Annotated in this window: 22 protein-coding genes; 9 read left to right on the plus strand and 13 right to left on the minus strand. The window is 69.2% G+C overall.

Annotation, left to right across the window (positions count from 1 at the left end):
• Window positions 1-60 precede the first annotated feature (60 nt).
• Window positions 61-1737 carry an ATP-binding protein gene (locus ACX40P_RS03035; RefSeq protein WP_459124807.1) on the plus strand — a complete coding sequence of 559 codons (1677 nt, stop codon included), beginning with the start codon at window positions 61-63 and terminating at the stop codon, window positions 1735-1737.
• Here the strand turns inward: ACX40P_RS03035 and ACX40P_RS03040 are convergent.
• The 3 genes from ACX40P_RS03040 to ACX40P_RS03050 all read right to left on the minus strand — a co-directional run bounded on the left by ACX40P_RS03040 (window position 1709) and on the right by ACX40P_RS03050 (window position 4719).
• A complete protein-coding gene (locus tag ACX40P_RS03040) occupies window positions 1709-2671 on the minus strand; it encodes a helix-turn-helix domain-containing protein (RefSeq protein WP_459124808.1) in 963 nt (320 codons plus the stop codon). The two genes, ACX40P_RS03035 and ACX40P_RS03040, sit on opposite strands and share 29 nt — an antisense overlap.
• 99 nt (window positions 2672-2770) lie before the next feature.
• Window positions 2771-2935: a hypothetical protein gene (locus tag ACX40P_RS03045; RefSeq protein ID WP_459124809.1), complete on the minus strand. Its 165-nt coding sequence runs from the start codon at window positions 2933-2935 to the stop codon at window positions 2771-2773.
• A 311-nt stretch (window positions 2936-3246) separates the two neighbouring features.
• A complete protein-coding gene (locus tag ACX40P_RS03050; protein ID WP_459124810.1) occupies window positions 3247-4719 on the minus strand; it encodes a peptidoglycan DD-metalloendopeptidase family protein in 1473 nt (490 codons plus the stop codon).
• Window positions 4720-4980: 261 nt separating this feature from the next.
• Here ACX40P_RS03050 and ACX40P_RS03055 point away from each other — a divergent pair, with 261 nt between their 5' ends.
• The 6 genes from ACX40P_RS03055 (at window position 4981) to ACX40P_RS03080 (ending at window position 10646) form a co-directional block, all read left to right on the plus strand.
• Complete coding sequence (locus ACX40P_RS03055) at window positions 4981-7467, plus strand: helicase-related protein (RefSeq protein ID WP_459124811.1); 2487 nt, start codon at window positions 4981-4983, stop codon at window positions 7465-7467.
• Window positions 7468-7481: 14 nt separating this feature from the next.
• Window positions 7482-7784 (plus strand): RNA-binding S4 domain-containing protein, encoded by a 303-nt coding sequence (locus ACX40P_RS03060; protein WP_459125223.1) that lies wholly within the window; start codon window positions 7482-7484, stop codon window positions 7782-7784.
• A gap of 49 nt (window positions 7785-7833) precedes the next feature.
• Window positions 7834-8175, plus strand: coding sequence for a ferredoxin FdxA (gene fdxA / locus ACX40P_RS03065; RefSeq protein WP_459124812.1), 342 nt, complete (start codon window positions 7834-7836; stop codon window positions 8173-8175).
• A 202-nt stretch (window positions 8176-8377) separates the two neighbouring features.
• Window positions 8378-8911: a CarD family transcriptional regulator gene (locus ACX40P_RS03070; RefSeq protein WP_459124813.1), complete on the plus strand. Its 534-nt coding sequence runs from the start codon at window positions 8378-8380 to the stop codon at window positions 8909-8911.
• A 272-nt stretch (window positions 8912-9183) separates the two neighbouring features.
• On the plus strand, window positions 9184-9912 hold the full coding sequence (locus ACX40P_RS03075) for a head GIN domain-containing protein (protein WP_459124814.1): 729 nt from the start codon (window positions 9184-9186) through the stop codon (window positions 9910-9912).
• Window positions 9913-9956: 44 nt separating this feature from the next.
• Entirely contained in the window at window positions 9957-10646 is a 690-nt protein-coding gene (locus tag ACX40P_RS03080; RefSeq protein WP_459124815.1) for a GIN domain-containing protein, read from the plus strand.
• A gap of 94 nt (window positions 10647-10740) precedes the next feature.
• Here ACX40P_RS03080 and dinB read toward each other — a convergent pair whose 3' ends face one another.
• The 3 genes from dinB to ACX40P_RS03095 are packed head-to-tail and all read right to left on the minus strand — an operon-like array spanning window position 10741 to window position 15557.
• Window positions 10741-11814 (minus strand): DNA polymerase IV, encoded by a 1074-nt coding sequence (gene dinB, locus ACX40P_RS03085; protein WP_459125224.1) that lies wholly within the window; start codon window positions 11812-11814, stop codon window positions 10741-10743.
• Window positions 11807-12121: a YdeI/OmpD-associated family protein gene (locus ACX40P_RS03090; protein WP_459124816.1), complete on the minus strand. Its 315-nt coding sequence runs from the start codon at window positions 12119-12121 to the stop codon at window positions 11807-11809. The genes dinB and ACX40P_RS03090 overlap by 8 nt, the downstream gene beginning before the upstream one ends.
• 22 nt (window positions 12122-12143) lie before the next feature.
• Window positions 12144-15557, minus strand: a complete 3414-nt coding sequence (locus ACX40P_RS03095; protein ID WP_459124817.1) for an error-prone DNA polymerase — start codon at window positions 15555-15557, stop codon at window positions 12144-12146.
• 54 nt (window positions 15558-15611) lie between these two features.
• On the opposite strand from ACX40P_RS03095, the gene ACX40P_RS03100 reads away from it, so the two are divergent.
• Together ACX40P_RS03100 and ACX40P_RS03105 are read left to right on the plus strand one after the other, a co-directional pair.
• Complete coding sequence (locus ACX40P_RS03100) at window positions 15612-15854, plus strand: type II toxin-antitoxin system Phd/YefM family antitoxin (protein WP_459124818.1); 243 nt, start codon at window positions 15612-15614, stop codon at window positions 15852-15854.
• Entirely contained in the window at window positions 15851-16261 is a 411-nt protein-coding gene (locus tag ACX40P_RS03105) for a type II toxin-antitoxin system VapC family toxin (protein WP_459124819.1), read from the plus strand. Before ACX40P_RS03100 ends, ACX40P_RS03105 begins: the two co-directional genes overlap by 4 nt.
• Window positions 16262-16269: 8 nt before the next feature.
• Here the strand turns inward: ACX40P_RS03105 and ACX40P_RS03110 are convergent, their stop codons facing one another.
• From ACX40P_RS03110 to ACX40P_RS03140, 7 genes are all read right to left on the minus strand, one after another.
• Window positions 16270-17781: a DUF6504 family protein gene (locus ACX40P_RS03110; RefSeq protein ID WP_459124820.1), complete on the minus strand. Its 1512-nt coding sequence runs from the start codon at window positions 17779-17781 to the stop codon at window positions 16270-16272.
• Window positions 17782-18454: 673 nt separating this feature from the next.
• A complete protein-coding gene (locus ACX40P_RS03115; protein ID WP_459124821.1) occupies window positions 18455-19201 on the minus strand; it encodes an ImuA family protein in 747 nt (248 codons plus the stop codon).
• Window positions 19202-19312: 111 nt separating this feature from the next.
• Window positions 19313-20659, minus strand: coding sequence for a dihydrolipoamide acetyltransferase family protein (locus ACX40P_RS03120; RefSeq protein WP_459124822.1), 1347 nt, complete (start codon window positions 20657-20659; stop codon window positions 19313-19315).
• 4 nt (window positions 20660-20663) lie between these two features.
• Window positions 20664-21668 (minus strand): alpha-ketoacid dehydrogenase subunit beta, encoded by a 1005-nt coding sequence (locus tag ACX40P_RS03125; protein WP_459125225.1) that lies wholly within the window; start codon window positions 21666-21668, stop codon window positions 20664-20666.
• Between the two features lie 8 nt (window positions 21669-21676).
• Window positions 21677-22969 carry a thiamine pyrophosphate-dependent enzyme gene (locus ACX40P_RS03130; protein ID WP_459124823.1) on the minus strand — a complete coding sequence of 431 codons (1293 nt, stop codon included), beginning with the start codon at window positions 22967-22969 and terminating at the stop codon, window positions 21677-21679.
• Window positions 22970-23198: 229 nt separating this feature from the next.
• Window positions 23199-24389 carry a thiolase family protein gene (locus ACX40P_RS03135; protein ID WP_459124824.1) on the minus strand — a complete coding sequence of 397 codons (1191 nt, stop codon included), beginning with the start codon at window positions 24387-24389 and terminating at the stop codon, window positions 23199-23201.
• A 30-nt stretch (window positions 24390-24419) separates the two neighbouring features.
• On the minus strand, window positions 24420-25202 hold the full coding sequence (locus ACX40P_RS03140; protein WP_459125226.1) for a crotonase/enoyl-CoA hydratase family protein: 783 nt from the start codon (window positions 25200-25202) through the stop codon (window positions 24420-24422).
• Between the last annotated feature and the right edge of the window lie 209 nt (window positions 25203-25411).

Raw genomic sequence — 25411 nt, forward strand, 5'->3', positions numbered from 1 at the left:
AACCCAATCTTAAGTCTTGTCGCGCCAAGGGTCGACGCTGGACAAGAAGGGTTGCCTTGCATGGACATGAGCCAGCGACACGCGTTCGATACGGCGCAGCCGGTGGGCGGCGGCGGCGCGATCGCCCATGGCCTTTTGGCGGGGCGCCAGATCGGCGCGGTGTTCGACATTTCGGGGTCGTCGAGCCACGTCTTCCTCGACTTGCTCGCCATGAACGCGCTAACCGACGACGGCGATGCCGCGATCGCGAATGCGGGGCAGGTCGGCAGCCAGATCAAGATGCGCGTCGGCGGCACGTGGCTGGTCGCCAATGTCCGCTCGCTGCGCCTGTCGGAAACGCATCAGGACACCGTGATCGCGCAGGTCGACTTCCTCGGCGAAGGCGATGAGGAGCGGCTGACCGGCAAGCTCTACGGCTTCCGCCGCGGCGTCACCCGCTATCCGACGCCCGGCACCGCGGTCTTCCCGGTATCGACCGGCGACCTGAAGCAGATGTACGCCGCTGATGACCGCGCTCATGTCGAGATCGGCCACGTCTATCCGACCAAGGACATCCGCGGCGCGCTGTACGTCGACGCGATGCTGGGCAAGCATTTCGCGCTGCTCGGCTCCACCGGCACCGGCAAGTCCACCGCCGCCGCGCTGATCCTTCACCGTATCTGTGAACTCAGCCCCCAGGGTCACATCGTCATGATCGATCCCCACGGGGAATATGGCGCCGCGTTCCGGACGACGGGCGAGGTCTTCGACGTCTCGAACCTGCAGATGCCCTACTGGCTGATGAACTTCGAGGAGCATTGCGAGGTCTTCGTCACCACCTCGGGCTCCGATCGGCAGATCGACGGCGACATCCTCGCCAAATGCCTGCTGGCGGCCAAGGGCAAGAGCCGACTGGCGCCGGAGATCGGCAAGCTGACCGTCGATTCGCCGATTCCCTATCTGCTGAGCGACCTGCTGAACCTCATCTCGCTGGAGATGGGCAAGCTCGACCGCGCCGGCGATACCGCCCCCTATCTGAGGCTGAAGACCAAGATCGAGGAGGTGAAGGGCGATCCGCGCTACGGCTTCATGTTCTCCGGCATGCTGGTCGCCGACACGATGGCGAGCTTCCTCGCGCGCATCTTCCGCCTGCCCGCGGACGGCAAGCCGATCTCGATCATCGACGTATCGGGCGTGCCGAGCGAGATCACCAGCGTCGTCGTCGCGGTCTTGAGCCGGATGGTGTTCGACTTCGCGATCTGGGCACGTAACGAACCGCAGCGGCCGATCCTGCTCGTCTGCGAGGAGGCGCACCGCTACGTCCCCAACGAGCGCAACGCCGACGGCTCGTCGGTCGGCCGCATCCTCAGCCGCATCGCGAAGGAGGGGCGCAAATACGGCGTCTCCCTCGGCCTCATCACCCAGCGACCATCGGACCTGGCAGAGGGAGTCCTCTCCCAGTGCGGCACCATTATTTCGATGCGTCTGAACAATGACCGGGATCAGGCCTATGTCCGCGCGGCGATGCCCGAGGGCGCGCGTGGGTTCCTCGATTCGATCCCGGCGCTCAGGAACCGCGAATGCATCGTCTGCGGGGAGGGCGTCGCGACGCCGATCCGCGTGCTGTTCGATTCACTGGAGGAATCGAAGCGCCCGGCGTCGGGTGATCCGCTGTTCTCTGAACTGTGGCGCGAGACGGGGGGTGAGGACATGATCCTGACCCGGACGATCAAGCGGTGGCGAGCGCAGGGACGCTGACCCCGGCCGGCGCCGGCATTGGCCGGTCCAGCAGCGACAGCGGCGCACCCATCACCAGCATCCGCGCGCGCAGTACCGCACGCAGATACGGCATCGGCATCGCCAGGAACCGTCGCGGCGTCAGCCCCAGGAAGTCGTTGGCGTCGCGCAGGAAATGCGTCGCGTCGTAATAGCCCGCCTGTACGCGGGCGACATCGCCCGGCGCGTCCCCGATCAGCATCGCGGTGAGCGCGCGCAGGAACCGCGTGCGCCGACGCAGCAACGTCGGGCCATAGCCGAAGTAGCGCGTCGTCATCCGCAGCAGCACGCGCGGCGTCAGGCCGACCGCTTCGGCCACCGCCGCGCTGCTGCCCAGCGCATCGTCCCACAGCGCCGCGTCGATCCGGCGGACGACGTCCTCGTCAGGGCCCGCCGCGGGCAGCCGTTCGGCGAAGAAGGCGTCGAGCAGCGGCTTCACCTGCGCCGCCCGGTCGGAGGCGTGGAGCAGCGCGATCAGATCGTTGGTCCAGTCGGTATCGATCAGCCGGTCGAGCGGCGTGACGCGATCGCGCACGTCCTCCGCCGGATGGGTGAAGAACCGCGCCCAGCCCGCGGGGCTGATGTCGATCACCACGCTGACTCCACCCTGCGAGGTGACCGGCATCGCTCGGCTGCTGCCGCCGAAGATCATCGCGGCACCCAGCGCCGCCGCGGGCCGGTTGCGCACGCTGACGGTGATCGGCGCGTCGGTGAGCACGATCCAGATGCGCGGGCCACCCGGCAGCACCCAGCTGTCCGGCCCTGTCCACACCGCCGGGTCCGAATCGAGCACCGCATACCCCGGCAGCAGGGGGCCGAGCGCGGTGTCCGGGCGCTCGTAGCGCAGCGCCGTCCCGGCGGGCAGGGCGAACATGGACGCATCGATGCCCGGCGTCAGGCTACCGCTTTCGATCAAATTGGCTGTCCGGAATCAGGAATGGAGCGCGCGTAACGCGTGAAGGCGCCGCGGGTCCCATGGAGCCCCGCGGCGCCCCGGCCGCACGACGCGCCGGGATCAGGCGAAGCGGATGCGAGCGGCCGCCTGCGGACGACGGCTCACCATGAACACCACTCCGCCGCATCCCGACAGCATCAGCGCCCAGCTCGTGAATTCGGGCATCGCCGCGACCGGAACGGCCGACGAAAGGACCGCCGCGGCAACGGCGAGTAGCTTCTTCATGATGGCTTGGACCTTGAACGGCCGCCCACCCCGGGCCGCCGAAGCCGCAGCCACTAAGCGTGCGACAACGCTATCGCGAGCGACATTCCTTAAGAAAAATGCCCGATCCACCTCCCCGTATGCGCATCGCGCGGGCGTGTACGGCGACGTACCGTAGGGTTCGGGTCCAATGCCGGGGAAAAGTTGCCGGGGATGGCGCCGGACTTAGCCCAAAGCCGCCGCGCATCCCCGACATCGCCCGACGTACGGGCAACATGTGACAAACTATTTACCGATTGATCCGATAGCAACGCATCGTACGCTGGCGACGGTCAGTCGGCCGCGGGAACCGCCATCAACCTGGCGAAGCGGCTCTTGAACGCATTCAGTGCGCCGCCGGACAGGCGCTGAACGCTTTCGAACGTCACCTTGCCCGGATTGCTCGGCACGCCGTTCTTCCAAAGCTCGTAGTGCAGGTGCGGTCCCGTCGACAGGCCGGTCGACCCGACATAGCCGATCACCTGACCCTTGCTGACACGCTGGCCGCTCGACACCGCGATCCGGCTCATATGGCCAAAACCGGTGGCGAGGCCGCCGGCATGGCCAAGCTTCACGAACCGGCCATAGCCGCCGGCCCAGCCGGCCATGTTCACGACACCGTCCATCGGCGCCCGAATCGGCGCGCCCGAAGGGGCGGCGATGTCGAGACCCTTGTGCATCCGCGCGATGCCCAGCACCGGATGGCGGCGCATGCCGAAGCCCGAGGTCAGCCGCCCGGCGACCGGCATCATCGCGCCGCCGGCGGTGCGCTCGCCCACGCCCTTGGCGTCGAACCAGCCGTCCTTGCCGCCCTGTTCGAACCGGACGAGCTGCAACGTGCTGCCCGCGCCCGACAGGCCGGCGTAGAGCAGCTTGCCCAGCTGGACCTCGCCGGTGGCGGCGCGGGCGCGTTCGACGATCACGTCGAACTGCTGGTCCGCGCCGATCCGGCTGACCGGGGTGCGGCTGGCGACCGAGCGCAGGAACGCCTCGACCGCCTTGGCCGGCACTCCCGCGGCGCGCGCGGAGCGATAGAGGCTAGGTCCGACGCGGCCTTGGATGCGCAGCGGCGTATGGTCGATCGCGATTGGGATCGCCGCGAGCGTCAGCGCGCCGGCATCGCGCGCGACCTGCATGCTGAGGTCGAAGCGTGCGCGGAACGACAGCTTTTCGAGCGGGCGCGGCGCGTCCTTCGCCGGGCGTCGGCCGAGCACCAGTTCGAGTTGCGTGCCCGGATGCAGCTCGCCCAGCGCCATGCGCCCGGCGATCAGCCCGGCGACCGTCGCGGCATCGCTCGATCCGACGCCGGAACGCGCCAGCACCTCACGCAGCGCGTTGCCCGACGTCAGCGTCGCCGCGAGTTCGAGCGTCGGCCGCTCGGGCGTATCGGTCAGCAGCGCCACCGCGCGGGTCGGCGCCAGCCGATGGCCGCTCGTCGCGCCCAGCGCCAGCGGTGCGATCGCCTGCGCGCGCGCCTCGTCAAGGTCACTGCCGGTGAAGGCGGGCGTGGCGATGGCGTAGGTCTGGCGCGAGAAGCCGGGCGAGAGCATCCACGTCGCCGCGATCAGCGCGGTGCAGGTCGCGGCCCCGCGCCACCACGTGCGGCTGCCGATATCGGCGCCGAGATCCGGTACGAGATCGAGATGCGAGACGCGCTGGAACAGGCGGTCGACCGCCGGTGCAGCGGGGACGGGCGCACGACCGAACGACAACGCCACCGCGCCGCCGCCCGCTTCACCCAGACCCTGATCGGCGCGAACGAACACGTCGGCGCTGGCCCCCCGAAATTGCAAACAGGCCCGCCCCGAAATCCCGGACCCGAGCCGCCGTGGTTGTGGCCGAGACATGCTAAAGTCAAATTAACGCAGTCGTGTAACACCCGTGCTTGCGACGAAACGTGGCGACGCGTGGACGAAAAGCGGGAACCAAGACCTCCAGGTTCGATCCGCCTGGGCACCTGCGACCGTTTAGCGGCGCGCAGCCGCCAAGCCCTTGCATCCGGCTTCCACACGTTCGATCTTATTCCCGTGACCCGTTTTTCTCGCGTACCCGTCACTGCGGTGCTGGGGCCGACCAACACCGGCAAGACGCATCTCGCGGTGGAGCGGATGTGCGGCCATTCGAGCGGGATGATCGGTTTCCCGCTGCGGCTGCTGGCGCGTGAGGTCTACGACCGCGTCGTCGCGATCAAGGGCGAGAAGCAGGTCGCGCTCATCACCGGCGAGGAGCGCATCGTTCCGCCCGACGCGCGCTATTTCCTGTGCACCGCTGAATCGATGCCGCTCGACCGCGAAGTGGGTTTTGTGGCGCTGGACGAGGCGCAGTTGGGCGCCGATCCCGAGCGCGGCCATGTCTTCACCGATCGCCTGCTGCGTGCGCGGGGGCGCGACGAGACGATGATCCTCGGTTCCGCCGCGCTGCGTCCGCTGGTCCGCACGCTGGTGAAGGACGCCGAAATTGTCGAGCGGCCGCGCTTCTCCACGCTCAGCTATGCTGGTGCCAAGAAGCTGTCGCGCCTGCCGAAACGATCCGCGATCGTCGCCTTCTCGGCCGAGGAAGTCTACGCCGTCGCCGAAGCGATCAGGCGCCTGCGTGGCGGGGCGGCGGTGGTGATGGGCGCGCTCAGCCCCCGCACGCGCAACGCGCAGGTCGCGATGTTCCAGGCGGGCGAGGTCGATTACCTCGTCGCCACCGACGCGATCGGCATGGGGCTGAACATGGATGTCGCCCATGTCGCCTTCGCCAGCCTGACCAAGTTCGACGGTCGCCGTACCCGACGGCTGACCGTCGCCGAGATGGCGCAGATCGCCGGCCGGGCCGGGCGGCACCAGCGCGACGGCACGTTCGGCGCGCTGGTCGAGGAGGGGCCGGGCGCCTTCACGCCCGAGGAGGTCTTCGCGATCGAGGATCATCGCTTCCCCGATCTCGACTTCCTCTACTGGCGCGACGGCGAGCCCGATTTGTCGAGCGTCGCCGCGCTGGTCGCGGGGCTGGAGGCGAAGCCATCCGACATCGTGCTGCGCGCCGCGCCGCAGGCGACCGACCTCGCCGTGCTCAAGCGGCTGGCCGACGAGCCATGGGTGGCGGACCGTGCGCGCGGAGCCGCCGGCGTCGCCCGGCTGTGGGCGGCGTGCGGCATCCCCGATTTCCGCAAGCTGGGCGTCGAGCCGCACAGCCGCTTCGTCGCGCGCGTTTTCCAGCATCTGACCGAAGGCAGCGGCCACATCCCCTTCGCGTGGTTCGCGGGCGAGGTCGCGCGGCTGGACAGCACCGGCGGCGACGTCGAGACGATCGCCGGGCGCATCGCCGGCACGCGGACCTGGGCCTATATCGCCAACCGCGCCGGCTGGCTGGCCGACGCCGCCGAGGCGCAGGCGCGGACCCGCGCGCTGGAGGAGAAGCTGAGCGACGCGCTGCACGAGCGGTTGACGCAGCGCTTCGTCGATCGCCGCACCACCGCGCTGCTCCGCACGATCGGCGCCGACGCCCGGCATCTGCCGGTCGTGATAGGCGACGGGGGTGAGGTCAGCGTCGAGGATCACGTGATCGGCCGGGTCGACGGCTTCCGCTTCAGTGTCGATCCCGATGCGCGCGCCAGCGACAAGCGGCTGCTGATCGCCGCGGCCGAGAAGCGGCTGGCGGGCGAGTTCGTCGCGCGCGGCACCGCGCTGGTCGGCGCGGACGACGGTGATTTCGCGACCGAAGGCAGCGTGCTGACGTGGCGGGGAGCGCCTGTCGCAACGCTGGTGCCCGGCACACAGCCATCGCGTCCGGCCATCCGCCTCGACCGCGCGCTCGACTGTCTCGACCGTGCGGGCCGGGAGGCGGTGGCGGCACGGTTGGCGCGCTGGGTGGAGACGCGGACGGCGCGCGCCACGCCCGCGCTCGCCGCGCTCGACCAGCTGGCGCGCGACGACAATGTGTCGCCCACGCTACGCTCGGTCGCCACCGCGTTGTCGGCAGCAGGCGGCCTGGCCGATCGCGCGATCGTGCCAGCGGTCGAGGCGCTCGATCCCGCCGAGCGGCGGCGGCTGCGCGCGGCGGGGATCACGGTCGGTACGCTCGACCTGTTCGACCCCCGCCTGCTGAAACCTGCCGCCGCGGCGTGGCGCGCGACCCTGCTCGGCGTGCGCGGCGTCGCCAGTGCCGCGCCGCCGCCCGGCGCCACCGTGATCGACGGTGGCGGGCCGGTCGCGGGCTTCCGCTACATCGCCGGGCAAGGCGTACGCATCGATCTGGTCGAGCGCATCGCCGTCGCCGCCCATGACGCGCGCAAGGGCTTCGCGCCGTTCGCGCCCGACCCCGCGCTCGCCACGTCGATGGGGGTGAAGGCCGAGACGCTGGCGCGGCTCATGGCACGGCTCGGCTTCGTGCCGGCGAAGCGTGTGCAAGGCCGCTGGGTCTGGCGCGGGCGGCCGAAGCTCGTCTCGCCCCGCATCGTGCGGCCGGTACGCGACAACGCCTTCGCCGCGCTCGCCGGGCTGGATCTGCGTCGTGACCGGGGTGCACCGTGAACGACGGGCCGGCGATGCGGATCGACAAATATCTGTGGTTCGTGCGGATGGTGAAGACGCGCAGCACCGCGCAGGACATCGCCGCCGCGCGCCACCTGCGCATCGACGGGAGGGTGATCGACAAGGCGGCGGCGTGCGTGCGGGTGGGCGACACGCTGACCTTTCCGCTTCACGGTCGGGTGCGCGTGATCCGCGTCGCCGCACTCCCCACGCGGCGTGGTCCGGCGGCGGAGGCGCGCGCCTGCTACCTCGATCTCGCCCCCCTTCCGGATGCTCCGGCGCCCGAAAACATGCCCCAACATGACCGCGATCATTGACGCCGCCCCAAAGCGCGCATAGCGGAACGCCGATTCCGAGGAGCGAAGAATGACCTACGTCGTCACCGACGCCTGCATCCGCTGCAAGTACATGGACTGCGTCGAGGTGTGCCCGGTCGACTGTTTCTACGAGGGCGAGAACATGCTCGTCATCAACCCCAGCGAATGCATCGACTGCGGCGTGTGCGAGCCCGAATGCCCGGCCGAAGCGATCCTGCCCGACACCGAAAACGGGCTGGAGAAGTGGCTGGAGCTGAACACGACCTTCTCCGCGCAATGGCCCAACGTGACGCGCAAGGTCGACCAGACGCCGCCCGACGCCGATGCGTTCAAGGGCGTGGCCGACAAGTTCGACAATCATTTCTCGCCCGAACCCGGCGCCGGGGACTGATCGCCCCCGTCCGATCCGGACGGTAACACGCAGAGCGGCTGGCAATTTTCGGAAACCCGTGTTATATGACACGGGACGGCGGCAAGTCATGCCCGCCGATCCGGAGTTGTTCGTGTCACCGCCCCGAAACGGCGGCCCTGTCCTTCCTGCGACGGGCCGGCCGCGACCAATGGGGCGAACCATTTGGAAAGGTCTGCCCAACATGGCTGCAAAGGCGCTGTCCTTCGTTGTCGGCGATTATGTCGTTTATCCCAAGCACGGCGTCGGCCGTGTGATCGAATTGCAGAAGCAGGAAATCGCGGGCACCAGCCTCGAACTCTACGTGCTGCGGTTCGAGAAGGAGCGGATGACGCTGCGTGTCCCGACCAACAAGGCGGAAAGCGTCGGCATGCGCAAGCTGTCGTCGGACAAGACCCTGCGCGAGGCGCTGGATACGTTGAAGGGCAAGCCGAAGGTGAAGCGCACCATGTGGTCGCGCCGCGCCCAGGAATATGAGGCGAAGATCAATTCGGGCGACCTGGTGTCGATCGCCGAAGTGGTCCGCGACCTGTTCCGCCCCGACGACCAGCCCGAGCAGAGCTATTCCGAGCGCCAGATCTTCGAGGCCGCCGCGTCGCGCCTGGCCCGCGAACTGGCCGCGATGGAGCAGGTGGACGAGCCCAAGGCGCTGGAAAAGATCGTCGACATCCTGAAGGCCGCGGCACCCGCCCACGCCAAGGACAAGGTGCCGGCCTGAGCCGCACCGGCGATGTGTGAATGACGATGGGGGCGGCCGGCGACGGTCGCCCCTTTTCGTTTGTGGGGCGAGCTTTGGCCATTCACTCCACCCCGTTCGCCCCGAGCGAAGTCGAAGGGCATGGCCTGAAACTGTGCTTCGACTTCGCTCAGCACGAACGGGTGGGTGGACGGGATAGCCAGGCACGTCCCTGGTCAATCCAGTCTTCCGTCGGTTGCCCTCGAACTCACACCGTGTATTATCACCACAACACACGGATGGGAGATCCACGCATGCGCCGCCTGATCCTGATCGCCGCCCTGCCGCTCGCCGCCTGCGGGATCGGTGACCGCGGCACCGGCAACGATGCCACCGCCGCCAGCAGCGACGCCAAGGCCCAGCGCGACTTCGCCGTCGCCGACTTCACCAACGTCGTGCTGGCCGGTCCCGACGATGTCGAGGTTCGCGTAGGCTCGGCCTATTCGGTGCGCGCGGAGGGGCCGGCAGACGTGCTCGATCGCCTCGACATCCATGGCAGCGGCGCGACGCTCAGCATCGGCCGGCAGCGCACCTCGGGCGTATGGAAGTCGGAAGGGCGGGGCGTCCGCGTGATCGTGACGATGCCCGCCATTACCGCCGCCAGCCTTACGGGTTCGGGAAACCTTACGGTCGATCGCGTCGCCGGCGGTGATTTCGCCGCCAGCATCGAAGGTTCGGGCGATCTGAAGCTGCGGCAGGTCGCGGCGAACGCGCTGTCGCTCGACATCCAGGGGTCGGGCGACATCGAGGTGTCGGGCGAAGCGAAGACGCTGGCCGTCAAGATCGCCGGATCGGGCAACGTCGAGGGTGACGACCTGAAGGCGGGCGGCGCGACGATCCTCGTCGCCGGGTCGGGCAATGTCGAGGCGCAGGTGACCGGCGATGCCACCGGCAACCTGATGGGCTCGGGCGACGTGACGCTGGGCAAGGGCGCGCGCTGCAAGGTCAACAAGGCGGGTTCGGGCGAGGTCGACTGCGGCTGACGGCCCCCTTGCGCCCGTATCCGCCGGGTGCGAGCGTCGTCCGCATGATCCGCCACCTCCTGCTGTTCGCCCTTGCCGCCTCCGCCGCTGTTCCCGCCGCGGCGGAGGAGCGGCGCTTCATGTTCGCCGGCTTCGACCGCATCCGCGTGGAGGGGCCGTTCGAGGTGACGGTGGTGCGCGGCAGTCCGGACGTCGTCGCGGTCGGCGATACGCTGGCGCTCGACCGGGTCAGCGTCCGCGCCGACGGTCGCACGCTGGTCGTGACCGCCGGGATCAACGGCTGGGGCGGTTTTCCGGGCGATGCGAAGCCGGCGCCGGTCGTCCGCATTTCGGCGGCCGAGCTGCGCTCGATCGTCGTACTGGGCGGCGGGCGGGTGACCGTGGATCGCCTGTCGGGCCAGCGCGTCGATGCCGCAGTGTCGGGCGCCGGGTCGCTCAGCGTCGCCGACGTCCGCGCCGACCGGTTCGAGGGCGGGGTGATCGGCAATGGCACGCTGACGCTCACCGGCCGCGCGCTGGGCGCCCGCTTCCAGCTGAGCGGCGGCGGCAGCGTCGATGCGACCGCCCTGTCCGCGACCGCGCTGACCGTCCTGACGCAGGGCACCGCCACCGGCCGCTTCACCGCCACTGCGACCGCGGACATTACGGCAGACGGTCAGGGATCGGTCGACGTCGCCGGCACCCCCGCCTGCAAGGTGCGCGGAACGGCGGTTATCCGGTGCGGAGCGCGGTAGGGATCACAGTGCGGTGCTCCCGCGCAGGCGGGAGTCCAGAGCCAAGAACGCTGATGCCTGTAACCCTGGGCTCCCGCCTGTGCGGGAGCATTTGTCATCCAAACAACGGCAACGCCCCGACTTCCTCACCACCGCCGAAGTTCGACACCGTCACCCCGACCAGCCGTATCCCCATCGGCGTCGGCAGCACCGACCGGATCATCGCCAGTGCCGCGGCGTGCAGGCGTTCGCGGGTGTCGATCAGGCCGCCGGGCGTGGTGGTGCGGGTGATCTGGCGGAAGTCGGAATATTTCACCTTCACGGTCGCCGTCCGCCCGAACGCCTGCGCGCGCTCGCACCATTCCCAGACATCGTCCGCCATCTGCAGCACCTTCGCCTCGATCTCCGCCGGTGCGGTCAGGTCGTTATGGAAGGTCGTTTCCGATCCCGACGATTTGCGGATGCGGTTGGGATTGACCGGGCGGTCGTCGTGTCCGCGCGCGATCGCGTGATACCATTCGGCGCTGCTGCCGAAATGCGTGCGCAGGAACGCCATCGACTGTGCGCGCAGGTCGCCGCCGGTGACGATGCCCAGCCGCTCCATCTTGCGCGCGGTGACCGGCCCGACGCCATGGAAGCGCGACACCGGCAGCGTCTCGACCCACGCCTCGCCCATCTCGGGCGTCACCGCGAACTGTCCGTTCGGTTTGCGGTGGTCCGACGCGAGTTTCGCGAGGAACTTGTTGTACGAGATGCCGGCCGAGGCCGTCAGCCCGGTCTCCTCCAATATCCGCGCGCGGATCGCCTTGGCCGTCGCCCAGGCGGTGCCGAGCCCGCGGGCGTCGGCGGTGACGTCCAGATAGGCTTCGTCGAGCGACAGCGGCTGGATGACGTCGGTGAATTCGGCGAAGATCGCATGGATCTGCCGCGACACGTCCTTGTACACGTCGAAACGCGAGCGGACGAAGATCAGGTCCGGACAGCGCCGGAGCGCGGTGACCGAAGGCAAGGCAGATCGTACGCCGAACGCCCGCGCCTCGTAGCTCGCCGCCGCGACGACGCCGCGCGGCTTGCCCGATCCGACCGCCACCGGCTTGCCGCGCAGCGACGGATCGTCGCGCTGCTCCACGCTCGCGAAGAAGGCGTCCATGTCGATATGGATGATCTTTCGGACGGCGGAGTCAGGAATGCCGCTTCCCCTTGGCGTCGATCAGCACCGCCTGCTGCCACCGCCCCGGCGCCTTATCTGTACGGTGGATGCAGCCCGCCCAGCAGCACGGTCGCGCCTTGCCGGCCAGCAAATCGGCGCACAGCCGCTCGATCCGGCGCGCGCGCGTCGCCGCCTGTTTCGCATCGTCGATCCAGCAGAGATATTCGTTCCGCCCGAGCGGCGTCAGCGTCGCCCAGTGTGCGAGTGCGTCGGGGCTCGACCGCACGGCGGTTTCGATATCTGCTGCGGCCTCATGCACGGTGCCCTGCGGGAATCTGCTCGTCACGATATCTCCCCTCCGACCGCCATCAGTGAAAATCCCGCGAGCGGATGCGAATGGCGTCCTCCGGGTCGCAGCCGTCGCGGAACGCGCGATGATAGTCCGATCGCACCTTCGGCTGCCAGCCGGCATCGCCGCGATCGGGCGCGCCGGCGTGGGTCGCGCCGTCGCCGCGGGTCGTCAGGCGCGGCAGGTCGGCGTCGCCCACCTCGCGCAGCATCCAGCTGTAATCGACGATGCGATCGGCGATGATGTGGATGACCTGCCCCTCCTTCTGCACCGTGCCGACGATGCCGACCATCGTCGCGGACATCACGGTGCGCCGCTGCGCCTCGAACCGGTCGGGCCAGAGGATACCCTGCGCGACGCCGGTCTCGTCCTCGATGGTGATGAACAGCACGCCCTTTGCCGATCCTGGCTTCTGCCGGACCAGGATGACGCCCGCCACCTCCACCTTGCGCCCCTCGCGGATGCGCGCCAGCGCGGCGGCCGGCACCACCCCCGCCGCCGCCAGCCGTTCGCGCAGGAAGGCGAGCGGATGCGCGCGCAGCGACAGTTGCGTGGAGCGATAATCCTCCACCACCTCGCGCCCCGCCGTCAGCGGGGTCAGCGCGACGGCGGGTTCGTGCACCTCCATCGCATCGAGCAGCGGCAGCGACTTCTCCCCCAGCGCCTTCACCGCCCACAGCGCCTGCCGCCGATCGTGGCCGAAACAGCGGAACGCATCGGCCCGCGCCAGCCGCTCCAGTGCGGCGGGCTTCACGCGGGCGCGGCGGAACAGGTCGGGGATCGAGGCGAATGGGCCGGATTTTCGGGCGGCGAGGATGGCTTCGGCGTCGGACTTGGCGAGGCCGGAGACTACCTTCATGCCTAAGCGCAACGGCAAAAGCCCTCTCCCCCCCGGGGAGTGCCGGGTGGACAGCACCCCGTGCTGTCCAGGCGATGCCGGGGGCATCGCCGACCCGGCACTGGTTGGGAGAGGGGCAGTGCCGCGAGTGTCCGGTCTCGGTGAGACACTGCCCCTCTCCCCGGGGGGGAGAGGGCTTTCATCCAGCATCACCGTGTCCCACCCGCTCCCGTTCACGCACACCGGCTCCACCACCACGCCATGCTCGCGCGCATCGCGCACGATCTGCGCGGGGGCGTAGAACCCCATCGGCTGCGCGTTCAGCAGCGCGGCACAGAACACATCCGGGTGGTGGCACTTCATCCAGCAGGAGGCATAGGCGATCTTCGCGAACGACGCGGCGTGGCTTTCGGGGAAGCCATAGCTGCCGAACCCCTCGATCTGCTTGACCAGCCGTTCGGCGAACTCCTGCGTGATGCCGCGCGCCAGCATGCCGGAGATCAGGCGATCGCGGAACGGGCCGATCCCGCCGGTCGCCTTGAACGTCGCCATCGCGCGGCGCAGCTTGTCGGCCTCGCCCCCGCTGAAGCCCGCGCCGATGATCGCGACCTGCATCGCCTGTTCCTGGAACAGCGGCACGCCAAGCGTCTTCTCCAGCACCACCTTCAGTTCGGGCGAGGGGTATTCGACCGTCTCCCTGCGCTCGCGGCGCTTCAGATAGGGGTGGACCATGTCGCCCTGGATCGGCCCCGGTCGCACGATCGCGACCTCGATGACGATGTCGTAGAATTCCTTCGGCTTCATGCGCGGCAGCATCGACATCTGCGCGCGACTCTCGATCTGGAAGGTGCCGAGCGTGTCGGCCTTCTGGATCATCGCATAGGTCGTCGGGCAGTCGCTCTGCATCTCGGGCGACGCCATGTCGATCGCGATGCCCTTGTGCGCCTCCAGCAGCGCGAAGGCGCGGCGCATGCACCCGAGCATGCCGAGGCCCAGGATATCGACCTTCATCAGCCCCAGTTCCTCGACATCGATCTTCTCCCATTCGACGACGTGGCGGTTCGCCATCGCGGCGGGCTCGATCGGGACGAGGCTGTCCAGTCGGTCGCGGGTCAGGATCATGCCGCCGGGGTGCTGCGACAGATGGCGGGGCGTGCCGATCAGCTCGCGCGCCAGCTCCAGCGTCAGCGCGAGGCGCGGGTCGGTGCGGTCGAGGTTGAGCTGATCGACATGTTTGTCCCGCACGCCTTCCTCGGACCAGCCCCACACCTGGCCGGCCAGCGCCGCGGTCATGTCCTCGGACAGGCCCATGACCTTGCCGACCTCCCGCACGCTGCCACGCGCGCGGAACCGGCTGACGACCGCGGTCATCGCCGCATGGTCGCGGCCATAGGTGTCGTAGATCCACTGGATCACCTCCTCGCGCCGTTCGTGCTCGAAATCGACGTCGATGTCGGGCGGCTCGTGCCGCTGGTCGGAGATGAAGCGTTCGAACAGCAGCTTGTGCACGATCGGATCGATCGAGGTGACGCCCAGCACGAAGCAGATGATCGAATTGGCCGCCGATCCGCGCCCCTGGCACAGGATGTTCTGGCTGCGCGCATAGTCGACGATCGCGACGACCGTCAGGAAATAGGGCGCATACCCCATCTTCGCGACGAGCTTGAGTTCGTGTTCCAGCAGGATGGTATAGGCATCCGGCGGGCTGCCTTGGAACCGCCGGTCGAGCGCCTCGCGCGCCAGCTTCGCCAGCGCATCCTGCGGGCTGCGGCCGCTCATCACGATCTCGTCGGGGTATTGATAGTCGAGCGAGCGCAGGTCGAAGGTGCAGCGTTCGACGATCCGCTCCACCGCGGCGAGCGCGTCCGGATGGTCGGCGAAGCGGCGCGCCATCTCCTCCGGCGGCTTCAGATGGCGGTCCAGGCTGCGCTCGCGGCGCAGGCCCAGATCGTCGATGGTGCAGCCTTCGCGGATCGCGGTCACCACATCGTGTAGCATCCGCCGGTCGGGATGATGATACAGCACGTCGCCGGTTGCCAGCGGAGACAGGCCATGCGCGCGCGCCGCCTCGGCGGTGCGGTGCAGGCGCAGCGCGTCCCCCGGCCGCCGCTGATGCGTCAGGCAGACATGGCCGCGCTCAGACCCGAAGATGTCGGCCATCAGGCTCAGGTGATGCGGACCCGGCACATCGTCGGCGACCAGCGCGGCGACCAGGCCATCGGTACGCCCGGCCAGATCCTCCCAGTGCAGGAAGCATTGGCCCTTTTCCCCATGCACGGGATCGGCGCGCATCTTGCCACGGGTCAGCAGCGCGGTCAGCCGGCTCCACGCCGCCAGATCCTCCGGCCACACCAGCACCGACGCGCCGTCGACCAGATCGAGCCGGCACCCCGCGATCGACCGCACCGGCGGCCCTTGTTCGGATACCTGCTCGGCCGCGACCAGCGCGCGCACCACGCCCGCCACCGAATTGCGATCGACGATGCCCAGCGCCGGCATCCCCATCACCGATGCCATGCCGAACAGCTCCTCGCACGACGACGCGCCACGCAGGAAGCTGAAGTGGGTGGCGACCTGCAACTCGGCGTAGGTCATTGGCGGCCACGCGCGACATGACTATATGAGATGTACAGGTTGGAGGACGCCCCCGTGAACAAGATCGTCAGCGCCAGCGAATTCAAGGCGAAATGCCTGCGCATGATCGAGGAGATGCAGGCCGACGGCGTGCCCATCACGATCACGAAGCGCGGCAAGGTGGTGGCGGAGGTGAAGCCGAAGGGCGAGGAGCGGCTTGCTTCTTTGTACGGTGTTTTCCGCAGCCCGGGATACCATTCAAACTGGGACCCGGAGGCTCCCGCTACCGATCCGGGTGATTGGGAAGCGCTGCGGTGATCGTTCTCGATACGCATGTCCTCATCTGGTTCATCGAGGCGGATGATCGACTGGGCGACAGGGCGCGTGAACGGATCGAGCGGACCGCAACCGAGACAGGCATCTCCATACCCGCAATATGTGCGTGGGAAATCGCCCTGATAGAAAGGCGCGATGTTCTGCCGTTTACCGGCGGCAGCCTGGCATGGTTCCGCCGCGTATTGACCCTGCCGAATTTTGCGGTGGTGCCACTCGAACCTGAAATAGCCGTCGATAGCGTAGGGCTGGACTGGAGCCATAAAGATCCGGCCGATCGGATCATCGTCGCTACGGCTCGCCATTTGCGTGCGCCGCTGCTGACGGTCGATCGCAAGATCCTCGACTTCGCGGTCGCCGGTCATGTCCAGGCGATCGACGCGCGGCGCTGATCGCGCCGTCACGCGAACCATCCGTGCAGGAACCAGCTGAGGTCCCCCGTCTCCGCGCGCTCGGCGTCGCCGCGGCGGTAGAGCCAGAAGCGGGTGCCGGCATCGTCCTCGACGCGAAAATAGTCGCGCACGGCATTGCGTTCGCCCGGCCGGCGCCACCATTCGCCGGCGATGCGTTCGGGGCCGTCGGCGCGCGCCACCGCATAGGCTCGTCCGCGCCACACGAAGCGGCGCGGCGCGCCATCGGGCATCAGCGCCATGACGTGGTCGATCCGTTCGGGTCGCGCCAGCAGCCGCACCGGGCGCGGCCAGCGCGGATGCCACGGGTGGCTCGCCGCGCGCCGGTCCAGCCGCCGCACGTCGTCGACGCGTAGCGGCACGGCCGCGCGCGCCGGCGGATCGAGCGGCGGCGCGGGCGCGGTGCTGCGTTCGGGCACATCGCTTTCGACCGGCGCGACCCGCCACGTCCGCCGCCCGAGCGTCGTCAGCGTATCGACCAGCGGAGCGAGGTCGGGCGCGTCGTCCTCGGCGGCCAGATCGGCGGCCAGCGCCTCCGGCCCCAGCGGATCGGCGGCGCGCAGGTGCAGCGCGATGGCGTCGATGCCATAGCCCGGTTCCATGTCGCCGATCCGGCGCAGCAGCAACCGCAGGATATGCGCGCTGTCGCGGCTGGGACGCGCGAGCCCGATGCGGATGCGCTGCGCCACCGTATCGACGCGGTCGGCGATCACTTCGATCCGCCGCGCGCCCAGCCCCGCGCCGCCCAGCGCCGCCACCAGCCGCGGCACCAGCACGCCCAGCCAGTGTGCGATCGCTTCCTCGGTCGCGATCGGTTCGGCGAAGCGTTGGCGCACCGCGATCGGCTCGGGCGGCACGACGGGGTCGAGCGGTTCGGGCAGGCGGCCCAGCGCCTGGTCCAGCCGGTCGACGATGCCGCGCCCGAACCGCCGCGCCAGCGGCCCGCGCGCCACCGCGGCCAGCGCGCCGATGCTGTCGATGCCGAGCCGCCGCAACAGCTCGACCTGCGTCGGTTCCAGCCGCAATGCCATGACCGGCAGCGGCGCGAGTGCTGCGGCATCGTCATGCGATCGCAGCACCGCAGACGGCCCATAGCGTGCCAGCGCATGCGCCGCGCCGGGCGTATCGGCGATCGCAACCCGCGCCGCAAAGCCGCGAGACCCCAGCTGGCGTACGATCCGCCGCGCCAGCGCCGCCTCGCCGCCGTGTAGATGGTCGGTGCCGGTGATGTCGATCAGCAGCCCGCCCGCTCCGTCGAGCGCAACGATCGGCGACACCCGCCGCGCGAGCATCGTCGCCAGCGCGCGCAGGTCGGCGGCGTCGCCCGCATCGTCGGACGGTCGCACCGTCAATCCCGGCACCTGCGCCCGCGCCTGCGTCAGCGCCATGCCCTGCCTTATGCCCAGCGCATGGGCGTGGGCGCAGGCGGCGACGACCTCCACGCGCGGCCCGGCCTTGCGCGTGATGACGAGGGGCGGGGGAGGATCGCTGGCGTCTGCCACGGCGCAGGCCGATTCCGGACCGTGCTCCCGCGCAGGCGGGAGCCCAGGGCGGGGAACGACACGCGCTGTCGCATTGCTGGACCCTGGGTTCCCGCCTGCGCGGGAACACGCGTGGCTTTCGGCGTGAGACGAAGCCAATCGTCCGGCAGTGCTTGAGCGGTGGGGGAAACCGTCTTCCGCATTGTTGCAGGGATGACCAAACATCACCCCCGCACCGGGCGCACCACCATCATCCGCCCGCATCGTGCGGAACGGGTGCGGCGCCGCCTCGCTCAGCCGGCCCAGCTCGCGCATCGGCGGGCGCTGGTGGGCGGGCAGGGTGGCGATGACCGCGCGGACGTCGGCCTTGGTCGCCGGCCTGTCGTCGACTTCGCCTCGCGCCCAGCGTGCGCCGGGTCTCCAGCCGCCGTTGTAGTCGCTTCCGATATGTGGTGGCTGGACGACGCTGTCCGCCAGCACACCGTGCTCCCGCGCAGGCGGGAGCCCAGGGTTACAGGTGGGACGTTTGGGGGCGTTCGGTTCTGGCGTGGGCGCAAGAGTGGCGGCCCCGCCGTGGGCGAAGCCCACGTCGTCGGACGGGCTGCGCCCGCCGGCCGGGCGGGGCGCTGCGCGTACGGCTTCGCCGTCGCGCACCGTCGCCGTCGAGCTTTGCTCCGACGCGCCTGCGCCTGCGCTATGCGGCGCGTTGCGCCGCTCCGCCCGCCGCAACCGGTCGATCGACCAGCTTGGCAGGTAGAGCGCAGCGACCCGTTTCATCGCACGCCTCCACTGTCCAGTGTCCAGGGATTCCGCCCTTCTGCCGCACCAGCTCGACGCGCCAGCGCCCGCGGCCGACGCCGGCGCAGGGCAGGGGGGTGGAGGGGGCCGATCCGACCCGCCAGCGCGTGACGGCGGCGGATGGCGCGCCCAGCGGGTCGTCGCCGGTGCGGCCGTGGCGCTTGAGCAGCAGCGCGATCGTCCGCCCGCCCTCCGCCGCCAGCTGCAACCGGCGCGTCGCGGCGAGGCCGGCGCGTTTCGCTTCGCCGATCACCGCGCCCAGCCCCTTGTGGCGCAGCCCCTCTTCCATGATGCCCAGCAGGTCGGCATCGTCCGCTGCCTCGGCATAGATCACGCGCGCGTCGGAGAGTCCGGCCTGCGACAGGCCCGGCGCGAACAGATCGTGTCGCCGCACCACCCACAGCACCGGCCCCCACGCCCGCGCGGCGATGCCGGCCAGGAACAAGGTCGCCGCCGCATCGTCGCCCATCGACGGCGATTCGCCGGCCACTTCGTGCAGCGCATCCAACCGCAGGCCACCCGGCGCCAGCACCGAATCGATTCCGCCGATGCCGAACGGCAACGCCGGGCGCCGCTCATAGGCACGCCCCTCGATCGCGCTCAGCTGCGCACGCAATTCGGCGATGACGACAGGATTGGACACGCGGGGCACGACTCGGAAACGACAGATGTTCCTATTCTGTTCCGTTTGCCTTCAGAGTCAACCGCTTCAGATCACGCCATCTTCGTTTCGCCTGTCCCGCCCCCTCGCGCCTCAGTCCGCGAACAGCAGCACCGGCGTCTCCAGCAGCTTGCGCACCGCCTGCACATAGCTCGCCGCGTCCCAGCCATCGACGACGCGGTGATCGCAGCTGATCGACAGGTTCATCAGCTTCGCCCGCACGATGTCGTCACCCCGGAAGACGGGGCGCTCGACGATCTTGTTCGGGCCGATGATCGCGACCTCGGGGCGGTTGATGACCGGCGTCGTCGCGATGCCGCCGAGTGGCCCGAGCGAGGTGATGGTGATGGTGCCGTTGCCCAGCTCCTCGGGCTTCAGCTTCTGCGTGCGCGCCGCCTCGGCCAGCCGGCCGATCTCGCTCGCCAGCTGCCAGACGTTCTTGTCCTGCGCGTCGCGGATGACGGGGACGGTCAGGCCGGTGTCGGTCTGCGCCGCCATGCCCAGATGCACGCGGCCGTGGCGCGTCACCACCCCGGCCTCGTCGTCGTAGCGGGCGTTGAGCATCGGGAATTCGGGCAGTGTGCGACAGATGGCGACGATCAGGAACGGCAGCATCGTCAGCTTCGGCCGCGCCCCCCGGTTCGCGTTCAGGTCGGCGCGCATGTCCTCCAGCGCGGTCACGTCGATCTCGTCGACATAGGTGAAGTGCGGGATGTTGCGCTTCGCCGCGGCCATGTTCTCGGCGATCTTGCGGCGCATGCCGATGACCTTGACGGTCTCATCCGCCCGCGCGCGGCTGGCGTGTGGGGCGTGATAGCCCTGCCCACCCGCATAGCGCAGGAAGGCGTCGAGATCGGCGTGGCGTACGTGGGCGCCGTCGTGCTTCACGGTCGAAAGGTCGATGCCGAGGTCTTTCGCGCGGGCGCGGACGGCGGGGGAGGCGAGGACTTTATGCTCCTCCCCGGCACGGGGAGGGGGACCGCCCGGCGCAGCCGGGGGGTGGAGGGGGGTATCCGCGGGTGATGCCGCCTGTGGCGCGCCCCCTCCACCAGCCTGCGGCTGGTCCCCCTCCCTGTGCCGGGGAGGATCTTGATCTAAAGCCACCTCCTCGACCCCCGGATTCTCCGCCTCGATCTGCTCTTCGACCGCCTCGCTCACCGGCGGCGCGGCATCGCCCGCACTTTCGCCAGCGCCTTCACCCTCCGTCTCGATCACCACCAACGTCGACCCGATCGGAATCTGGTCGCCGACCTCACCCGCTAGCGCGACGACGGTGCCGGATACGGGCGATTCCATCTCCACCGTCGCCTTGTCGGTCATCATGTCGGCGAGCTGCTGGTCTTCCTCGACGCGGTCACCGACCGCGACGTGCCAGGCGACGATCTCGGCCTCGGCGATGCCTTCGCCGATGTCGGGCAAGCGGAATTCGAAGCGGGCCATCGGCTTAATCCTTCATCACTTTTTTGAGCGCATCGCCGATACGGACGGGCCCCGGAAAATACGCCCATTCCAGGCTGTGCGGATAAGGCGTGTCGAAGCCGGTGACGCGCTCGACCGGCGCCTCCAGATGGTGGAAGCAGCGTTCCTGCACCTGGGCCGACAGCTCGGCGCCAAAGCCGCCGGTGCGCGTCGCCTCATGCACCACGACGCAGCGGCCGGTCTTCTTCACCGACGCCTCGATCGTCTCGATGTCGAGGGGGACGAGGCTGCGCAGGTCGATGATCTCGGCGTCGATGCCAAGGTCCTCGATCGTGTTCTGCGCGACATGCACCATCGTGCCATAGGCGATGATGGTGACGTCGGCGCCCTCGCGCACGACCTTGGCCTTGCCAAGGTCGATGCGGTAGTAATCCTCGGGCACTTCGCCGCCGGGATGCTGCGACCAGTTCTTCGACGGGCGGTCATAATGGCCGTCGAACGGGCCGTTGTAGATGCGCTTGGGTTCGAAGAAGATCGTCGGATCATTGTCCTCGATCGCGGCGATCAGCAGCCCCTTGGCGTCATAGGGCGTGGAGGGAATGACCGTCTTCAGCCCCGAGACGTGAGTGAAGATGCCCTCGGGCGACTGCGAATGCGTCTGCCCGCCGAAGATGCCGCCGCCGAACGGCGAGCGCACCGTGATCGGCGCGGTGAACTCCCCCGCCGATCGATAGCGCAGCCGCGCCGCCTCGCTGACCAGCTGGTCGAGCGCGGGGTAGATGTAATCGGCGAACTGGATCTCTGGCACAGGGCGCAGGCCATAGGCGCCCATGCCGACCGCGACGCCGATGATGCCGCATTCGGTGATCGGCGTATCGAACACGCGGGTCTTGCCGTATTTCGCCTGCAGCCCCGCGGTCGCGCGGAACACGCCGCCGAAATAGCCGACGTCCTCCCCCATCACGACGATATCGGGATCGCGCGCCATCATCACGTCCATCGCGGAGTTGATGGCCTGGATCATGTTCATGCGGGCCATCAGTTGTGCCCTCCCAGCGCCGGCATGCCCGCGCTGGCCCGCTCGGCGCGCATCTGCGCCTGCTGTTCGCGCAGGTGGGGGGGCATCTCCTCGAACACGCCTTCGAACATCGTGTCGAACGACTGGTGCATGCCGTGGCCGAGGATACCGTTTTTCTCAGCCTCCTTCTGCGCGGTCTTCACCTGTTCGGCGAGCTCCTTGTCCATCGTGGCGTGGCGTTCCTCGTCCCACTCGCCGATCGCGATCAGGTGATCGCGCAGCCGCACGATCGGATCGCCCAGCGGCCAGGCGTTGGGCTCCCCCGCCGAGCGATATTGGGTGGGATCGTCGGAGGTGGAGTGACCCTCCGCGCGGTAGGTGAAATGCTCGATCAGCGTCGGCCCCTGGTTGGTCCGCGCGCGTTCCGCGGCCCAGCGCGTCGCGGCATAGACCGCCAGCGCGTCGTTGCCGTCGATGCGCAGCCCGGCAATGCCATAGCCGACCGCCCGCGCGGCGAAGGTCGTCGCCTCCGCACCCGCGAAGCCCGAGAAGCTGCTGATCGCCCACTGATTGTTGACGACGTTGAAGATCACCGGCGCGCGATAGACGCTGGCGAAGGTGCAGGCGGAGTGGAAGTCGCCCTCTGCGGTCGATCCCTCCCCGCACCATGTCGCGGCGATGCGGGTGTCGCCCTTCGCCGCGCTCGCCATCGCCCAGCCGACCGCTTGCGGATATTGCGTCGTCAGGTTGCCGGAGATCGAGAAGAAGCCGAAGTCCTTTTCCGAATACATGATCGGCAGCTGGCGCCCCATCAGCTTGTCGCCGCGGTTCGAATAGATCTGGTTCATCATGTCGACCAGATTGCAGCCGCGCGACAGCAGGATGCCCTGCTGGCGATACGAAGGGAAGCACATGTCGTCGGCGGCCAGCGCCGCCGCGGCGCCCACCGACACCGCCTCCTCGCCCAGCGACTTCATGTAGAAGCTGGTCTTGCCCTGTCGCTGCGCGCGGAACATGCGTTCGTCGAAGGCGCGGGTCAGCGCCATGTTGCGCAGCATGCTGCGCATCGTGTCGGCGTCGAGCCGCGGGTTCCACTGGCCACCGGCGGTACCGTCGAGATCGAGCACGCGCACCAGACCGAAGGCGAGATCGTGGAACTGGTCCGCGGCCTCGGCGGTGTCGGGCCGGCGCGCGGCATCGACCGGGGGCACCGTGACGTCGGCGAAGTCGACCGCATCGCCGGGGCGGAACCGCGGCTCCGGCACATGCAGGGTGAGGGGTGCGAGATTCGCGCGCGGACGCTCGTCGGTCATGCTCTCTCCAAAGCCGGTCGCGATCGGAACGCATGGACTCGGCTGTCGGTACAGTTGTTATAAAATTTCAAAGGGGCTGGCAACTAGGTCAGCAGGGCTGGCGTAATTTGCTGGCTTTGGGGGGCGGAGGGTCTGGATCGCGTCGCGGCTAAGCCGCGCCGTCGGTCGGCGCTCACGGCGCCGCCGGCCGGTCGTGTCGCTTTCGCGCCGCAGCTTTGCTGCGTCTTGGCTACACGACTTCAAACAACCCCGCCGCGCCCATCCCGCCCGCCGTACACATCGTCACCACCACCCAGCGCACGCCGCGCCGTCGGCCTTCGAGCAGCGCCGCGCCCACCATGCGGCTGCCGGTCATGCCGAACGGGTGGCCGATCGCGATCGCGCCGCCGTTCACATTGAATCGTTCGGGATCGATGCCGAGCGTATCGCGGCAATAGAGGCACTGCGCCGCGAACGCCTCGTTCAGTTCCCACAGCCCGATGTCGTCGACCGACAGCCCGGAGCGCGCCAGCAGTTTCGGCACCGCCAGCACCGGCCCGATGCCCATCTCCTCGGGCGCGCAGCCCGCCGCCTGGAATCCGCGATAGATGCCCAGCACATCGAGCCCCTCGGCCTGCGCCATCGCCCGGTCCATCACCACCTGCGCCGCCGCGCCGTCCGACAGCTGGCTGGCGTTGCCGGCGGTGACGTTCGATCCTTCAGCGATCAGCGCGCCGCCCGACCACACCGGCTTCAGCGAGGCGAGCGCGTCGTAGGTCGTGCCCTCGCGGATGCCTTCGTCGGTGGTGACGGTGATGCTCTGCGTGCCCGCCGGTTCGCCCGCTCGGTCGAACAGCGCCTGCTCCACCGTGATCGGTGCGATCTCCTCGCCGGTACGGTCGCGCGCGGCGGCGGCGCGTTGCTGGCTCTCAGCGGCGTAACGGTCCTGCGCCTCGCGACTGATCCCGTAGCGTCCGGCGACGACCTCCGCCGTCTCGATCATCGCCATCGCCGCGTGCGGCACGCGGTCGGTCACCGAAGCGATTGCTGCGCGTGGCGCGCCCTTCGTCACGGTGTGACTGATCGACTCCATCCCCCCGGCCAGCGCCACGTCGATGTCACCCGCCATGATCGAGCGTGCGGCGAGCGCCACCGCGGTCAGTCCGGAGCCGCATTTGCGGTCGAGCGTGAACGCCGGCACGCTCTGTGGCAGGCCGCCGGCGAACACCGCCATCCGCCCGGCATTGCCGCCCTGTTCGCCCCACTGGCTGCCCACGCCCCAGAAGATGTCGTCGATCCGCGCCGGGTCGATCCCCGCGCGGTCGATCGCCGCGTTCATTACGTGGCCGGCGAGCACCGGCGCCTCGGTCGCGTTGAACCAGCCGCGATAGGCGCGACCGATGCCGGTGCGGGCGGTGGAAACGATCGCGGCTTCGCGCATGGGACGTGCCTTTTCGATATCGGGGTATGGTCAGTCGACGAAGTTCGGCGCGCGCTTGGCCATCGTCGCCATCACCGCCTCGATCTGGTTGGGCGAGCGCAGCAGCGCGCCCTGCTCGGCGCTCTCCGCCGCCAGGATCGTCGCCGCATCGGCGTCGGCCGTCAGGTTCGCCAGCCGCTTCGCCGCGCGGATCGCGGCCGGGTTGCGTGCCGCGATCTGCTTCGCCAGCGCCATCGCCGCGGCGTGCGGATCGTCGTCCAGCCGCGTAATGAAGCCGAAGCCTTGCGCCTCCGCGCCCGAAAACTCACGCGCGGTGTAGGTCAGCTCGCGCAGCACATCGTCGCGCACATCGCCGCGCCACAATGCGAAGCCCGCCATGTCGGGGACGATGCCCCATTTCATCTCCATCACCGACAGCCGCGTGTCGGCGCGCGCGATCCGGACGTCCGCGCCCGACAGGATCTGCAATCCCCCGCCGAATGCGACGCCCCACGCCGCACCGATCACTGGCACGGGCAGGGTGCGCCAGCCCCACGCCACCTGCTGCACCATGTTGGCGGCGCCATATGCGCGTGTCGCGAGGTCGATCCCGGACCCGCCGCCCGCCATGCTCGCCATGTCGAGCCCCGCGCAGAACGCGCGCCCCTCGCCCGACAGCACGACGCAACGCAGCCCCGACTCATCCGCCAGCCGTGCGATCGCGGCGACGATGGCGTCGAACATCGCCGGGTCCAGCGCATTCATCTTGTCCGGACGGGACAGCCGCACATCGGCGACCCCGCCGGCGATCGAAATGGTGACGCGCTCGCTCATCATCCGACGGTAATCGGCGGCGGGCGGATCGCCTATCGTTTTTTCGGTATGGCGGTGGTGTCCGATGTTCGCACGCGCTGGCATCAGCCCCAAACCTTCCCGTTTGCCCTTGGCGAAGTCGAAGGGCTTGGGGCTCGCAGTGCTTCGACTTCGCTCAGCACGACCGGGGGACGGGACACGAAATTCGCTCAGGCGATGCTGGTGCATTT

This window comes from Sphingomonas sp. RS2018 (genome assembly GCF_054489605.1).